12 protein-coding genes are annotated in these 13,969 nt (G+C 65.9%); 6 read left to right on the top strand and 6 right to left on the bottom strand.

The genetic code is table 11. From position 1 onward, the window contains the following. The 3 genes from OZ10_RS15090 to OZ10_RS15080 all read right to left on the bottom strand — a co-directional run. On the bottom strand, positions 1-1,194 hold a 1,194-nt coding region (locus tag OZ10_RS15090; protein ID WP_039565703.1), incomplete at its 3' end, for a choice-of-anchor X domain-containing protein. Positions 1,195-1,498: 304 nt separating this feature from the next. Then, positions 1,499-2,389 (bottom strand): methylenetetrahydrofolate reductase, encoded by an 891-nt coding sequence (locus tag OZ10_RS15085; protein ID WP_039411013.1) that lies wholly within the window; start codon positions 2,387-2,389, stop codon positions 1,499-1,501. 166 nt (positions 2,390-2,555) lie between these two features. Then, positions 2,556-3,470, bottom strand: coding sequence for a LysR family transcriptional regulator (locus OZ10_RS15080; RefSeq protein ID WP_039565700.1), 915 nt, complete (start codon positions 3,468-3,470; stop codon positions 2,556-2,558). A 177-nt stretch (positions 3,471-3,647) separates the two neighbouring features. Here OZ10_RS15080 and msuE point away from each other — a divergent pair, with 177 nt between their 5' ends. The 3 genes from msuE to OZ10_RS15065 all read left to right on the top strand — a co-directional run bounded on the left by msuE (position 3,648) and on the right by OZ10_RS15065 (position 6,425). Next, complete coding sequence (msuE, locus tag OZ10_RS15075) at positions 3,648-4,241, top strand: FMN reductase (RefSeq protein ID WP_039565698.1); 594 nt, start codon at positions 3,648-3,650, stop codon at positions 4,239-4,241. A 144-nt stretch (positions 4,242-4,385) separates the two neighbouring features. After that, positions 4,386-5,369 carry a DUF1852 domain-containing protein gene (locus OZ10_RS15070; protein ID WP_039565697.1) on the top strand — a complete coding sequence of 328 codons (984 nt, stop codon included), beginning with the start codon at positions 4,386-4,388 and terminating at the stop codon, positions 5,367-5,369. A gap of 27 nt (positions 5,370-5,396) precedes the next feature. After that, positions 5,397-6,425, top strand: a complete 1,029-nt coding sequence (locus OZ10_RS15065) for a methionine synthase (protein ID WP_039565694.1) — start codon at positions 5,397-5,399, stop codon at positions 6,423-6,425. A 65-nt stretch (positions 6,426-6,490) separates the two neighbouring features. Here OZ10_RS15065 and OZ10_RS15060 read toward each other — a convergent pair whose 3' ends face one another. Together OZ10_RS15060 and OZ10_RS15055 are read right to left on the bottom strand one after the other, a co-directional pair. Continuing rightward, positions 6,491-7,936, bottom strand: a complete 1,446-nt coding sequence (locus OZ10_RS15060) for an OprO/OprP family phosphate-selective porin (protein ID WP_039565692.1) — start codon at positions 7,934-7,936, stop codon at positions 6,491-6,493. 562 nt (positions 7,937-8,498) lie between these two features. Further along, the gene (locus OZ10_RS15055; RefSeq protein WP_039565689.1) at positions 8,499-9,377 is read right to left on the bottom strand and encodes an SDR family oxidoreductase; all 879 of its coding nucleotides are present in this window, start codon (positions 9,375-9,377) and stop codon (positions 8,499-8,501) included. A 134-nt stretch (positions 9,378-9,511) separates the two neighbouring features. On the opposite strand from OZ10_RS15055, the gene OZ10_RS15050 reads away from it, so the two are divergent. The 3 genes from OZ10_RS15050 (at position 9,512) to OZ10_RS15040 (ending at position 13,016) form a co-directional block, all read left to right on the top strand. Further along, positions 9,512-9,943 carry a winged helix-turn-helix transcriptional regulator gene (locus OZ10_RS15050; protein ID WP_039415000.1) on the top strand — a complete coding sequence of 144 codons (432 nt, stop codon included), beginning with the start codon at positions 9,512-9,514 and terminating at the stop codon, positions 9,941-9,943. Positions 9,944-10,422: 479 nt separating this feature from the next. Continuing rightward, complete coding sequence (locus OZ10_RS15045; protein ID WP_039414997.1) at positions 10,423-10,920, top strand: hypothetical protein; 498 nt, start codon at positions 10,423-10,425, stop codon at positions 10,918-10,920. After that, complete coding sequence (locus tag OZ10_RS15040; RefSeq protein ID WP_236726981.1) at positions 10,917-13,016, top strand: methyl-accepting chemotaxis protein; 2,100 nt, start codon at positions 10,917-10,919, stop codon at positions 13,014-13,016. The genes OZ10_RS15045 and OZ10_RS15040 overlap by 4 nt, the downstream gene beginning before the upstream one ends. Before the next feature lie 213 nt (positions 13,017-13,229). Here OZ10_RS15040 and OZ10_RS15035 read toward each other — a convergent pair whose 3' ends face one another. Further along, positions 13,230-13,586 carry a YfeK family protein gene (locus tag OZ10_RS15035; protein WP_039415011.1) on the bottom strand — a complete coding sequence of 119 codons (357 nt, stop codon included), beginning with the start codon at positions 13,584-13,586 and terminating at the stop codon, positions 13,230-13,232. Between the last annotated feature and the right edge of the window lie 383 nt (positions 13,587-13,969).

The raw sequence follows: 13,969 nt of genomic DNA, 5'->3' as shown, positions 1-13,969 counted from the left end.
GCGCCGCAATGCGGGCAGCTGCAACGGCAAGCTGCCGGCCTGCACCAAGGGGATGTAATGGTCCGGGTCTTCGATGCGCAGCCCACGCAGCGAGAACGGTGCGCGCGCACCCGCGCGTGCGATCCAGCGCTCGTCCAGGCTCAGCGGCAGCTGCCCTTGTTGCGGCGTGAGCATGCCGCCGATCCACGCCACCGGCACGTCCTTGCCCTTGGCATCGGTGCCCCAGACCTGGCCGAACACGCGATAGTGCGACGGTGCATTGCCGCGTGCCGCCACCGGCAATGCCAGGGTCAGCCGGGTACCGTCGGTCGCGCGTGCGCTGAGCGCATTGCCCAGCAGGCGCAGCGAGGTATCCAGCACCGGCATCACGTGCTCGCTGGTCCGCACGAACGGCTGCCCGGCCTGATCGTGGCCGCGCACGATGACCTGCGCAATCCAGGTGCCCTCGCGGCCTGGCTGGAAGCTCCCGCCATACACGCCGTCGCCCGCAGCGCCATCATTGTGCGCGCCGTCGTCGGCCATCGGCAGGACGCGCACCGTGCCTTGCGGATCGATCACCCGCAGGCTGGCGTCGTCGATCCGCCCCGCCTGGCCGGCGAGCAAGGTGGTGCCACGTGCATCGCTGCCGCTGAGCATCGCATTGAGCGTCAGCGACTTGCCCACCAGCTGCTGGCGGTCACGCGGGTACGAGGCCAGCTGCGTGCGTGCATCGCCTTCCATCAGCACATACCCGCGCTGCGCCACCGGCGAGGCCGATTGCAGGGTCAATGACCAGTTGCCATTCTGCGCGGCGTCCACCGCGTAGCGCATGCCGGTGGTGCCGTTGTCCGCCGTGCCCAGCAATGTGCGCTGTGCCTGCAGTTGCGGCGCGGCAGCGGCGCGTTCGCCGGCAACACGTGGTGCCGCCACGGCGGCGTCCCATGCCTGGTCGCCCGCCAGCACCATGAAACGCAGGTGGCCGTTTTCCACCGGCAGCGTGCCCTGCCAGCGTGCGGCGTTACCGGCCGGTGCCAGCTCCACCGGCAGCAAGGCGCTCTTGGACAGGATCGCCGATTCGGCCGGATCGGGCACGCGCATCTGCGCGAATTCCTCCGGTGGGCCGGCAAGCAGTTTGGGTTGCAGCTCGGCCGCCGCCAGCGGCAGCGAGACCAGCGACAGGGTGCACATCACGGACAACAACGAGGGCTTGGGCATGGCGACATCTCTCCTTGGACGTTGCGGATGCAATGCCATCGCGCGCAGCAATGGCATCGGATGCAGCGCCCCCTCGCCGCGACTCGCCGATGGTTATACCCCGCGCGTATGACAAGCCTGCTGTGCGCTGCAACACCTCACGCGTGCAGCAGAAAAACACCAGAATCAAATAGTACGTTCTGTGATTCCGGTCGCGGACACGCCCACGTTCGCACTGTTTTTGCCTATCGATCTGCCGCCCAGGCCGGCTGCTGAGCGCCGAACCGGCGAGCGTGCGCGGCACCGGTGGGCGGGCACCCTCTGTTTAGGTCGTCGGCAGATCGGTGGCCGCGGCAAGCGCCGTGCGGGAGCGGTAGTGCTCGGCCCACGCGAGCGACCGTGCGATGCCGCCGAACGGAAACATGTGCAGGCGCACATCGCCGTGCGCTGGCGTCAGACCTGCCGCGAGGCGATCGACAAAGTGGTCCGGCCCTGCGGTCCCCAACAGCTTGCCGAGCGAGATGCCGTACTTGGACAGCATCGCTGCGCTTGCGCCCACACCGCAGCGTGCGGCATAGCGCGCAAGTACCGCGACGCCGGCAGGACCAGGCACGCCCACGCGTACCGGAGCTTCGATGCCATGCGCGCGCAGCGCGTTCAACCAGGTCAGCACCAGGTCGGCATCGAATGCGAACTGGGTGACGATCAGGGGTGCCATGCCGCGCTCGGCGATGCTACGACACTTGCGTTGCAGCACCGTCCATCGATCGTCTGCCTGCATGGCCGGATGTCCTTCCGGATGTCCCGCCACGGCGATGGTCTTGATGCCCGCGCGCCCGAATACGCCTGTCGCGATCAGCGCCAGGCTGTCCGGATACGGCCCGAGCGGTAACGACGGATCGCCTGCAACCACCAGGCAGTGCGCAACGCCGGCGTCATCGACGGCGCGCCTGACAAAGGCCTGCAGCGCGTCCAGCGAGGCGATGCGACGCGCGGACAGGTGGGGCATGGGCGCAAAGCCAAGCCCGCGCACCCGCTGTGCGGCAGCCAGCCGCGTGGCGTCGTCCTGGCCGGGCAGCGACGGGATGGCAATGAGGGTGCCAGGCACGATCCGCGGTGCCACCGCAGACAACGCGGCAATATCGTGTGCGCCCACCTCCAGCGAATAGGCATCGGTGAGTGTGCTGGCGGGCCTGGGCGTGGCTGGATGCATCAACAGGCGTTCCGTTCTTTGATGGAGTGGCGCAGGCATGTCCGCACTGATGACAAAAGGCCGGGTATCGGCATGACCTTCATCAACGCACCAGAGTGCGGCGCGCTGCACCAATGCAGCACGTGGCCGCCGGGCAACCCAGGTGGCGTGCACAGGCCAGTGGCGCGCATCAGGTGGCCGCCGGTGCGTCAGCGGTGGCATTGGCAGGCTGGCGCGCCAGTTCGATAAAGGCGCGCAGATAGTCGACGGCGATATCGGCCTCGCGTGCGCCCAGGTAGATCTGCTTGGGGATGCCGCGCGCACCCAGCCGCACCGGCACCACGGCCATCCTGGCCGCGTATTCCTCCACCAGCCAGCGCGGCATGGCGGCCACGCCGCGGCCGCTGGCCACCATCTGCATCATGATGTCGGTGGTTTCGATGGCCTTGTGGCGCCGCGGCGTGACACCGGCCGGCAGCAGGAACTGGCTGTAGATGTCCAGCCGCTCCAGGTCTACCGGGTAGCTGATGAGCACCTCGCGGGTCAGCTGCTGCGGTTTGACGTAGGCCGCCGACGCCAAGGCATGACCCTTGGCCACGACCAGCACCTGCTCGTAGTCGAACACCGGTTCGAACCGCAGCCCGGGTTTGAACAACGGGTCCGGCGTGACCAGCAGATCGATCTCGTAGCCGAACAGCGCGCCGATGCCGCCGAACTGGAACTTCTGCTTCACATCCACATCCACGTCCGGCCAGGTGGCCAGATACGGCGCCACCAGCTTGAGCAGCCACTGGTAGCACGGATGGCACTCCATGCCGATGCGCAGCGCACCGCGTTCGCCCTGCGCAAACTGCCCCAGGCGCTCTTCGGCCAGATCCAGCTGCGGCAGCACCCGGTTCGCCACCGCCAGCAGGTACTGGCCTGCCTGGGTCAGGCGCAGGCTGCGCCCTTCGCGCAGCCAGATGTCGGTGCCCAACTGCTGCTCCAGCTTTTTCATGCTGTGGCTCAGCGCAGACTGGGTCAGGTTCAGCACGCCCGCCGCTGCGGTCAATGAACCTTGCTGCTCGACCTGCTGGACGATGGTGAGATGGATGCGTTCAAGCATTCAGATGATCCGAATTCATGGATTGTTGAAATAACACCATTTTACTTCATTGAATGCGACCCCTAGCATCGGGATCGTCGTCGTTCGCCCGCTTCGGAACACGCCTGCAACCAGATGTCTTCACGGGCGGCCCCCTCCGACGGCGCCACGCGCCTCCCACTGCTCAGGTCACCCCACATGACTGCACATCCGCCACATCCGCTCCGCGTCGTTGCCGTCTCCGGTGGCCTGCAACGTCCCTCCAAGGCCGCTGCCCTGGCGCAACACCTGATGGCCCTGATCGGCGAAGCGGTGCCGTGCGAGCAGCATGTGGTCGAACTCGGCGCCCTGGCACCGCACTTTGCCGGCGCGCTGTGGCGCTCGCAGCTGCATGACACGGTAGAGCAGGAACTTGCCGCCGTGGAGCAGGCCGACGTGCTGGTGGTGGCCACGCCGGTGTATCGCGGCTCGTTTACCGGGCTGTTCAAGCATTTCTTCGATTTCATCCACCAGGATGCCCTGGTCGACACCCCGGTGCTGCTGGCGGCCACCGGCGGCAGCGAACGCCACGCGCTGGTGATCGACCACCAACTGCGGCCGCTTTTCAGTTTCTTCCAGGCACGCACGTTGCCGCTGGGCGTCTACGCCACCGACCGCGACTTTCTGGATTACCGCGTGCACAACGAGGCGCTGGCCGAGCGCGCCAGCCTGGCGGTGCAGCGCGCACTGCCACTGATCGCACTGACGCAGTCCGCAAGCCCCGGCGCTGCAACCACGGTGGCTGCCGCCTGAGCCGCGTCCGCTCTACGGCGGGTCATCTGCGGCAGGAGCCATTGGCGCCCGCCCGCACATCCACAGGCCGGGCGCAGCCATCCGACACCCACCGCTGCGCCGCAGGGCGCGCGTCTCATCCAACGAATCAAGGCGTCAGTTGCAATGACTCAGCAATTCACCTTCACCATCAAGAGCCTCCGCTTCGACGAGGACTATCAACCCGCGGCCAACACGCGCAACACCACCAACTTCGCCAACCTGGCCAGAGGCGAGCGTCGTCGGGAGAACCTGCGCAACACATTGGCGATGATCAACAACCGCTTCAACGACCTGGCGCACTGGGACAACCCCACGCGTGACCGCTATTGTGTCGCGCTGGAGATCATCTCTGCGGAGATGCACATCGACAGCAACGCAGCGGGCGATGCGTTTCCGTTGATCGAGATCTTGAAGCCCACCATCGTCGACCAACACACCGGCGCGCATATCGACGGCATTGCGGGCAACAATTTTTCGTCCTACGTACGCGACTACGATTTCAGCATCCTGCTGCCCGCACACAATCAGGACGCCACCGGCTTCGCCATCCCGGAGGATTTCGGCAGCCTGCACGGCACGCTGTTCAAGCAGTTCCTGCACTCGGATGCCTACACCGCGCGCTTCGACAAGCCACCGGTCATCTGCATCAGCGTCTCCAGCAGCAGGACCTACCACCGCACCGGAAACCAGCACCCCATCCTGGGCATCGAATACAGCCAGGACGAGGGTTCGTTGACGGACCGGTATTTCGCGAAAATGGGCCTGAAGGTGCGCTATTTCATGCCGCCCGGCAGCGTCGCGCCCTTGGCGTTCTACTTTGTCGGCGACCTGCTGAGCGACTACGGCAACCTGGAGCTGATCGGCACCATCAGCACGATGGAAACCTTCCAGAAGATCTACCGGCCGGAAATCTACAACGCCAATTCCGCAGCAGGGGCGATCTATCAGCCCAGCCTGAAACACCAGGATTATTCGTCCACCCAGATCGTCTACGACCGCGAAGAACGCAGCCGGCTCGCCGTGACTCAGGGCAGGTTTACCCAGGAGCACTTCATCCAGCCCTACGGCAACCTGCTCGCGCAATGGGCCTCCCGCCACGCCTCCTGATCACCACGCCTACAAGACACCAACATCATGACGAAGCTGCTCCCCACTTCAACCGCCGGTAGCCTGCCTAAGCCGTCCTGGCTGGCACAGCCGGAAACACTCTGGTCGCCCTGGAAACTGCAGGACGACGCACTGATCGAAGGCAAGCAGGACGCCTTGCGCCTGTCGCTGCAGGAACAGCAGCACGCCGGCATCGACATCGTGAGCGATGGCGAACAGACCCGCCAGCATTTCGTCACCACCTTCATCGAACACCTCAGCGGTGTCGATTTCCAGAAGCGCGAAACGGTCAGGATTCGCGACCGCTACGACGCGAGCGTGCCGACCGTGGTTGGCGCGGTGAGCCGGCCCAAGTCCGTATTCGTGGACGATGCCAGATTCCTGCGCCAGCAAACCCGCCAGCCCATCAAGTGGGCGCTGCCGGGTCCCATGACCATGATCGATACGCTCTTTGACGCGCACTACAAGAGCCGCGAAAAACTGGCCTGGGAATTTGCCAAGATCCTCAACCAGGAAGCCAGGGAACTGGAAGCGGCCGGCGTGGACATCATCCAGTTCGACGAGCCAGCCTTCAATGTGTTCTTCGACGAGGTCAACGACTGGGGTGTCGCCACCCTGGAGCGTGCGGTGGAAGGGCTCACCTGCGAGACTGCCGTGCACATCTGCTATGGCTACGGCATCAAGGCCAATACCGACTGGAAGCAGACCCTGGGCTCGGAGTGGCGCCAGTACGAGGAGTCGTTTCCCAAGCTGCAGACATCCTCGCTCGACATCATTTCGCTGGAGTGCCACAACTCGCACGTGCCGATCGATCTGATCGAACTGGTGCGCGGCAAGAAGGTGATGGTCGGCGCCATCGACGTGGCAAGCACCACGATCGAAACGCCGCAGGAAGTGGCCGAGACCTTGCGCAAGGCGCTGCGGTTCGTCGATGCCGACAAGCTCTACCCGTCCACCAACTGCGGCATGGCGCCGCTCGCCCGGCATGTCGCACGCGGCAAACTCAGTGCGCTTAGCGCAGGCGCGCAGATCGTGCGCGGAGAGTTGTCGGCTTAGGGACCAGCGGCACAAAAAAGCCCCCGCAAGCAGGGGCTTTTTCGTTTTCCATCACGTTGCAGGGATCAGTAATTGACCTGCAACTGCAGCCGCAGCAGATCGCCTTCCACCACCGGGTACGGCGCGGTGGTGACGTCGGTGCGCTTCATCTTCGAATAGGCGAACACCAGCTCCAGCGCGTCCATCGGCTGCCACTCGATACCGGCTTCCACTTCGTCCAGGCGCATGCGCGGGGCGTTGGTGTCGAACTTGGAGCCGCCACGGTAGGTCTGCCATTTGAGGTAGGGCAGCAAGGTGCCGTAGTTGCCATCGTGCTTGTACATCGCCTGCACGTAGCCGCCGCTCAGCGAGCGGGTGCGGATGCGGCGCTGTTCCACATCCAGTTCCGGGCCGCGTCCCACCGTCCACTCGGCTTGCAGACCGAACGGCTGCGGGTAGTAGATGACATGCGCGGCCACGCGCTGGTCGGTGTAGCCGTTGGGGTCGGTGATGGCCGGAGTGAAGTTGCGCCCGCCGATGTTCACTGCCGCCGCGGTCGGCACAAAGCGCCCGCTATACGCATCGGCGCCCACTTCCAGGTACTGCCCGTTGGCGAACTTGAACGGGTAGGTGGCATGCACCACCGCATGCATGCTGTCGTTACGCTCGGCGCGGTTGGCGCCCTGGCCGTTGTACACGCCTGCGCCCAGCACGCCGTAGTCGCCCGAGCCCTTCAGCCCGGATTTGATCAGGTCCTGGAAGCGGCCCTTGGCCACGGTGGGGCTGTAATAGAACACCGCACCGATATCACGTTCGTCGCGCAGGCCGGAGTTGAGCGCGTCGGCGCGGTCCAGGGTGAGGCGGTTCTGGCTGGACTGCAGGTTTTCCCAGCCGTACGGCATCTTCGACTGGCCTACACGTACGCGGTACTCGCGCTTCTTGTCGAAGAAGATGTCGGCGTAGGCATCGCGCAGCTGCGCGAAGTTGGTGGTGTTGGTGCCGGCCGGCGTGCTCGCAAAGTCCGGCTGGAAATACAGCGACACGTGCTCGTTGAGATCGCCGCTGAGCACCAGGCGCGCGCGCCGGATGCCCAGGCTCTGGTCGTTGCCGATGAAGCGGTCGCCCGGCGCACGCAGGTCCTGCGCGTCGCCACCGATGCCCTGGTTGTAGCGGATCTGGGTGTAGCCACGCAGGCTGAGCTTGTCGTACCACTTCTTGCCGGCATCGCTGGCCTTGGCCGGTGCGGGCGCCGGGACCGGGGCAGCCTGGGCAACGGCAGTGTCGGCTGGCATGGTGACGCCCGGCGCAGGCGGCAGCGGCTGTGCGGGGGCGGCGGGCATCGCCGACGCCGGCAGCTTGCCGTTCTCGTCCACCTGCACGAACTTGCCCAGCTTGTCGCGGCCCGGCGCCGGCTCGGCGAAGATCTGCTTGGTCTTGCGGTCGACGTAGAGCTCCAGCTCGGCGGCCAGCGTGCTGCCGCTGGCGGTCGCGCTGAGCGCGCACAGGACGGTGGCGAGATTGCGTTTTTTCATTGGTCCGGCTCGTGCAAGGGGAAACGGGTCGGCGGCAATGTGGGCCGGTGCGCCCCTGCGGGGGGCGGCAAACACGGCGCCGACGTGCCCACCAGGGCGCCCGGTCATCCCTGACGGTGCGGCAATGGCGAACAGTTATATTTAGATTTGATGTCAGTTTGGTGACATCGCCGGAGCCAGCGGCCCGGGGCCTTGTGTCAGCCGCGTGTCCGCGCGATGGCAATTGCGCGACGGCTGCAAGGCGGGTGCGTCTGCGCAGATGCGGGCCGTAGGACCGGGCCGCCGGAGCGCGCGGGGTCGATTGGCGCGCGCCACAGCACCACGCCTGGCCCGCTTGCCGGATGCGCGACCGAGCACGCCAAGATGTATCAGCCGACGCAGGCGCATCCACCACACCCACCCACTACGTGCCGCGTGCCGAGTCTGTCGTGGCGGGACGCTTATCGACTGCTGATGGATGCCGAGGCGGGCGGGGCCGCCTCCGATCATCCAGGCGCGATCAGGCGCGTGGGCGCGTGCCGGCAGCGACGCCCTGCCGCGCGGGCAAGGCGTCGGGTGCTGCTCAGCGTGCGGCCAGCGCCGCCGCCACGGCATCGCGCAGCGGAGTGGTGGGGCGGCCGATCAGCCGGTTCAGGGTGTGGCTGTCATCGAACAGGCTGCCACCGCGTGAGGACGCAGAGCACTGCGCCAGTACCTGGGCGAAGCCGGCCGGCAGGCCGATCTGCACCAGCGCCGCCGCGTAATCGGCTTCCGGCAGGTCGTGGTAGGCCACCGGCTTGCCCGACTGCTGTGCCACTTCGGCGGCATACTCGGCCATGCTGAAGGCGGTATCGCCGGCCAGTTCGTACACCTGCCCGGCCTGCGGCGCCTCCGAGGCCAGCACCGCTGCCGCTGCCGCTGCATAGTCGGCACGCGTGGCGGCGCTGATCCTGCCCTCGCCGGAGCTGCCGATCACCGCGCCGTGCTCCACTTCTGCCGCGATCGAGCCGGTGTAGTTCTCGGTGTACCAGCCGTTGCGCAGCAGCACATGCGGCACGCCGCTCTCGCGCAGCAGGGCTTCGGTGGCCACGTGCTCGTCGGCCAGCGACAGCGTGCTGGTCTCGGCATGCAACACGCTGGTGTAGGCAAGCAGGTCCACCCCGGCGCGCTTGGCCGCCTCGATCACATTGCGATGCTGCGGCACGCGCGCGCCCACCGCGTTGGACGACACCAGCAACACCCGGCCAACGCCGGCAAACGCCGCATCCAGGCTCTGCGGGTCTGCATAGTCGGCCCGACGCACCGCGATGTCGCGTTTTGCGAACTCGGCAAGTGACGCGGTATCGCGGGCCGTTGCTACGATGCGGCTGGCGGGCACGCGTTCAAGCAGCGCTTCGACAACCAGTGCACCCAGCTGTCCGCTGGCGCCAGTGACAAGAATCAGGGGGGATGCAGATGGCATGGTGTGCTCCGATAGGGTTGTATAAGAGATTTGGTCTACTATTTAGACCGTGTTGTCCGCCAGCATAGTGTCAGCGCCGCCCGGGCCTCCGCAAGGAGGCAGTTTTCCTCCTCCTGGTTACCGAGAGATACCCCGTGAATGCGATTGCCTTGTTCCCGCCGCCGCCTTCTCTTGAAGGTCCCTTCGACGCTACCAAGTGCCCCGTGCGCGATGTGCTCGACCAGATCGGTGACAAGTGGACCTTGCTGATCCTGTTGACGCTGATCCCCGGGCCGTCGCGGTTCAGCGCCATCCAGCGCGCCGTGCCGGACATCTCCAAGCGCATGCTGACCCAGACCCTGCGCAACCTCGAGCGCAACGGCATGATCACCCGCAAGGTCTACGCCACCAAACCGCCGAGCGTGGAATATGCGTTGTCCAAGCTGGGCATCGCGCTGCTCGGCCCGGTCTCGCAATTGCTCAACTGGGCCGGCGAACACCACGCCAGCATCCGCGCCGCCCGCGAGCGCTTCGACCGCGCGCAACAGGCGCTCGTGGCAATGGACCCCGAAGAAGCGATAGCGTAGGCGCAGCCGTGTCTGGGGTGGAGCGCGCACGCCGGGACGCCTCAAGTGCACAGATGCGCTAGGCGCCCGGTCGATTACCGGTCGCCGGGCTGACAGCGCAACAACCACTGGCTGGTGTGCTGGATAGGCGGCCCGGCGATCGATGAGCTTGCGCTGGGCAGCCTCTGCTACCTCTTGCAAGTTTCCGATGCCGCTTTCCCAGCCGTTGACCAACGCCGGTCAGCGCGTGGGGGCATCGTGTCGCCGGCGACACGATGCCCGCCATCCCTTGCCACCGCAAACGTGAAGGCGCACTCACAAATACCCCGGTTTGGCTAAACGCAGCGCGGCGTGCAACTAGTGCCGGTAGCTCATAGACCCTTGCCCCGCAATAAAAACGTCCTTGGCTATCGCCGCCATCGCAAATTTCAATCGTAAGCCGCCTCAAGCGCAGCAGGCCGCATCCGATAAGGGCTCACCTTCTCTCGCGAAACTGCGCCATGCCCTTGTTCGGCAGCATCTCTCCTGCATCCCGACGCACCCTGGGCGCCGCCCTGCTCGCGCTGTGGTGTGGCTGGGTCGCGGTGGCGTGGACAACGCCACGCGCGCACGCAGGCGATCTGGCCAGCGCCTGGGCGCAGGTCCAGGCCAGCCTGCCAGCGGCCCAGCCGGGGCCGATGCTGATCGGCGTCGCAGGTGCCTGCGCCTGCGCGGATCTGGCGAGCGATCGCGCCTGGGCCATGCTCAGCAGCGCAGTGCGGGCCCGCGGCGGCCAGGTGCGCCTGCTCGACAGCCCCGCACTGCGCGGTAGCGGCTATTCGGTGTGGTTGCTCGGTGCTGACGGCCAACCGCGCTACGCCGGCCCAGCCGATGGCGGTGCCGTGTGCGGCACGGCCGGCGCGGCGGATTGGTCGCGCTGGCTTCCCAGCGTACTGGCGCGTACCCCGAGTGCCGCGTTGGCCTTCCCTTGTCCATGTGCCGTGGAGTCGCTGTCATGATGGAACTGCCCGCATCGGTGCCACCGAGCTCCAACTATGCCACGCGCCTGGCGATCAAGGCCGACCGTCTGTTTCTGTGGCTTGCCGTGCTGCAAGGTGCCGGCTCGCTGGCACTGGCGTGGAGCCAGGGCCAATGGACCACGTTCCTGGCCGTGACGCTGCCCAGCCTGGTGCTGATGGCCTGGCAAGTGCACGCCAACCCCGGCACGCGCCTGACCCGCATTACCAACGCGCTGGTGCTGATGGCCCTGGTCGCGGCCACCATCCAGCAAGCGCATGGCCTGGTGGAAATGCACTTCGGCGTCTTCGTGATCCTGGCGCTGCTGCTCTATTACCGCGACTGGCTGCCGGTGGTGGTCGCCGCCGGCGCCATCGCCGTGCATCACCTGGCCTTCTATTGGCTGCAATCGCGCGGCATGCCGGTGCAGGCGTTCACCGTGGGCAGCGGCTTCGGCATCGTGGTATTGCACGCCGGCTATGTGATCGTGGAAACCGCCTTCGTCTGCGTCATGGCGGTCCAGTTGCGGCGCCAGGTCGATGCGCTCGATCACGAAGCCGAAGCGCTGGCCGAACTGGCCGACACGCTGGCAGCCGGCGCCACCTTGCCGCCGGCGATCCTGCGGCAGACCTTCCGCAGCGGCTCGCTGGCGCAGGCGCTGGTGCGCATGAGCGTGCAGGTGGAAGAGCGCATCGCACAGCAACAGCACCTGCTATTGGAAAACCGACGCATCCGTCTGGCCCTGGATGCGTCGGCCATGGCCGTGGCCATCGTCGACGGGCAGGGCACCGCCATCTACCGCAATCAATCGTTCCAGCAACTGAGCACGCAGGTCGACAGCACCGTGCTGCACGCCGCGCTTGCCGATGCCGTGCAGTTGCGGCATGACGCCGGCACCAGCAGAACGCGCGCGCTGGCAGCGTTGCAGCTGCAGGAAAACATCACCCCCGTCCGCGATCACGACGGCGCCTCGCTGGGCGTGGTGGTGGAGTGGCAAGACCGCACCCAGGAGCTGGCGCTGGAAGAACAGTTGGCCACCGTCATTGCACACGCCACGCGTGGCGAGCTCGGCGCTCGTCTGCAGGGCCACGCCAAGGGCGGCACGCTCGGCCAGCTGGCCGATGGCGTCAATCAATTTCTCGCCATCACCGACGACAGCCTGCAGGACATGCGCCAGATGCTGGCCGCAATGTCGCGCGGCGATCTCTCGCAACGCATCGATCGCCAGTGCGACGGCGTGTTCGAACAGATGAAGCGCGATGCCAATGCCACCGCCGACGAACTCGCCCGCATCATTGCGCAGATTCGCAGCTCCAGTACCGCCATCAATGACGCTGCCGGCCACATCCTCACCCGCAACGGTGCGTTGGAGCAGCAAGTGCAGCGGCAGTCGGCCACCTTGGGCCGCACCGCCACCCAGGTGCAGGCCGTGCTCGGCACCATGCAGCAGCACACCGCGCAGGCCGCAGACGCCGACAAACTTACCGCTGCCGCATCCGAGGCCGCACGCAGCGGTGGCCACACCATGCAGCAGGCGATGGGCACCATGCAGCAGATGGAGCAGGCCTCGCTTCGCATCCAGGACATCGTCTCGGTCATCGACAGCATCGCCTTCCAGACCAATATCCTGGCTCTGAATGCCGCCGTCGAAGCTGCACTCGCTGGCGATGAAGGCCGCGGCTTTGCGGTCGTCGCCAGCGAAGTGCGCGCGCTGGCGCTACGCTCGTCCACTGCGGCCAGCCAGATCAAGACACTCATCGGCGAATCGGTCACGCAGATGCAAGCGGGTGTGCAACAAGTCCGCCACGCAGGCGAAGGCATGCAGCACATCGTCGCCACCATCGGCCAGGTCAGCAGCACGCTCAGCAAGATCGCGGCGGCCTCGCAACAGGAAGCCGGCAGCATCGCGCAGGTGCATCACACCCTTACCGGCGTTGACGCCGACATGCGCGACGGCGTCACCCGCATGCAGGACGCCAGCGCCGCCGCGCGCGCCATGGGTGACCATGCCGCGCAGCTGCAAGATGCGGTGAGTGCGTTTGTGGCGGATGGCTTCGATGGCCGCGCTGCTGTCGTGCAGAGGCTACGCGTTGCCTGATCAACGCTGGCCTCTCGTTGGCGCGCGATAGTGCCGCGGCTGATCTTGCCCGATCGCCGGTGCCGACGCCGGCCTTTCCAGCGCCGATCGATGCAACCAGCGATTTCAGCCGGCCGGTCCACAGAAGCGATCCAGTAGTAGTTGCCAGCGCCTACAGCAGGCGAGCCTGCAACGCAGATGCTGCAGCGCAGGCCTGATGCCGACGCCTGCCGATTACTTGCGCAACTCTCGCAGCTTGCCAGTGAACCAGGATTGGCTGGATACCGGCGCAGCGCTGCCACAACGCACCTGATATGGCGTGCCCGACATGCTGCTCTTGGTGGCGGCAAGTTCGATGAATGACTCGGTGGAGGTCACCAGCCCCTTCTTCTGCAGGTACGCGTACTTGCGTTGCAAATGCTCGCTGGCTTTCGGCGCCGCGTACCACGACCCATTGCGCGAGAACTCGCAATTGGATTGCGCAAGGACCTTGAAAAGCTCACCAACTTCACGCGGCGTGGCCGGCGAAACATCCTGCGCCGATGCAGAGGTACCAAGCAGCAGGGCAATCAGAAGAAATCTAGCGCTCATCATTTGATTTTAGCGCGGAGCAAGCATCCCACAGTAGGCACGCGAACCGGCTGAAGCGACATGGCTCAGCTCACTGACGCTAAACAGGCTCAGGGACGTAGGGCAACAGCGTGGAACCGGCGAAGTAATTCCCGTAGTACTCGTTCTGCCGCAACCCCGGGTTCGCCTCAAAGTCGATGTAAGGCTCGGAACAATGCGGGCAGCGAAACGGGTTGAGGTAGGCGTAGCGGGACCCGTCCGGCGCCAAGGGCAGTGCCTGTTCCAGCGCAGTAAGCGCCTGGGCGACGTCCCCCCAATTTTGAGTAGCACCTCAGTTTGGAGTCCAATTCCCTACCCCAAGGAGATTGGACGTGAAGAAGCGTTTTTCCGAAGAGCAGATCATC

It is taken from the genome of Xanthomonas cannabis pv. cannabis (assembly GCF_000802365.1).
GTDB lineage: Bacteria > Pseudomonadota > Gammaproteobacteria > Xanthomonadales > Xanthomonadaceae > Xanthomonas > Xanthomonas cannabis.
This window is presented reverse-complemented; position numbering and strand designations above follow the sequence as displayed.

Coding starts and splice junctions, on each gene's coding strand:
- msuE (WP_039565698.1), top strand. CDS start 3,648: ATGACTGCACATCCGCCACATCCGCTCCGCGTCGTTGCCGTCTCCGGT.
- OZ10_RS15070 (WP_039565697.1), top strand. CDS start 4,386: ATGACTCAGCAATTCACCTTCACCATCAAGAGCCTCCGCTTCGACGAG.
- OZ10_RS15055 (WP_039565689.1), bottom strand. CDS start 9,377: ATGCCATCTGCATCCCCCCTGATTCTTGTCACTGGCGCCAGCGGACAG.
- OZ10_RS15065 (WP_039565694.1), top strand. CDS start 5,397: ATGACGAAGCTGCTCCCCACTTCAACCGCCGGTAGCCTGCCTAAGCCG.
- OZ10_RS15040 (WP_236726981.1), top strand. CDS start 10,917: ATGATGGAACTGCCCGCATCGGTGCCACCGAGCTCCAACTATGCCACG.
- OZ10_RS15080 (WP_039565700.1), bottom strand. CDS start 3,470: ATGCTTGAACGCATCCATCTCACCATCGTCCAGCAGGTCGAGCAGCAA.
- OZ10_RS15035 (WP_039415011.1), bottom strand. CDS start 13,586: ATGAGCGCTAGATTTCTTCTGATTGCCCTGCTGCTTGGTACCTCTGCA.
- OZ10_RS15045 (WP_039414997.1), top strand. CDS start 10,423: ATGCCCTTGTTCGGCAGCATCTCTCCTGCATCCCGACGCACCCTGGGC.
- OZ10_RS15060 (WP_039565692.1), bottom strand. CDS start 7,936: ATGAAAAAACGCAATCTCGCCACCGTCCTGTGCGCGCTCAGCGCGACC.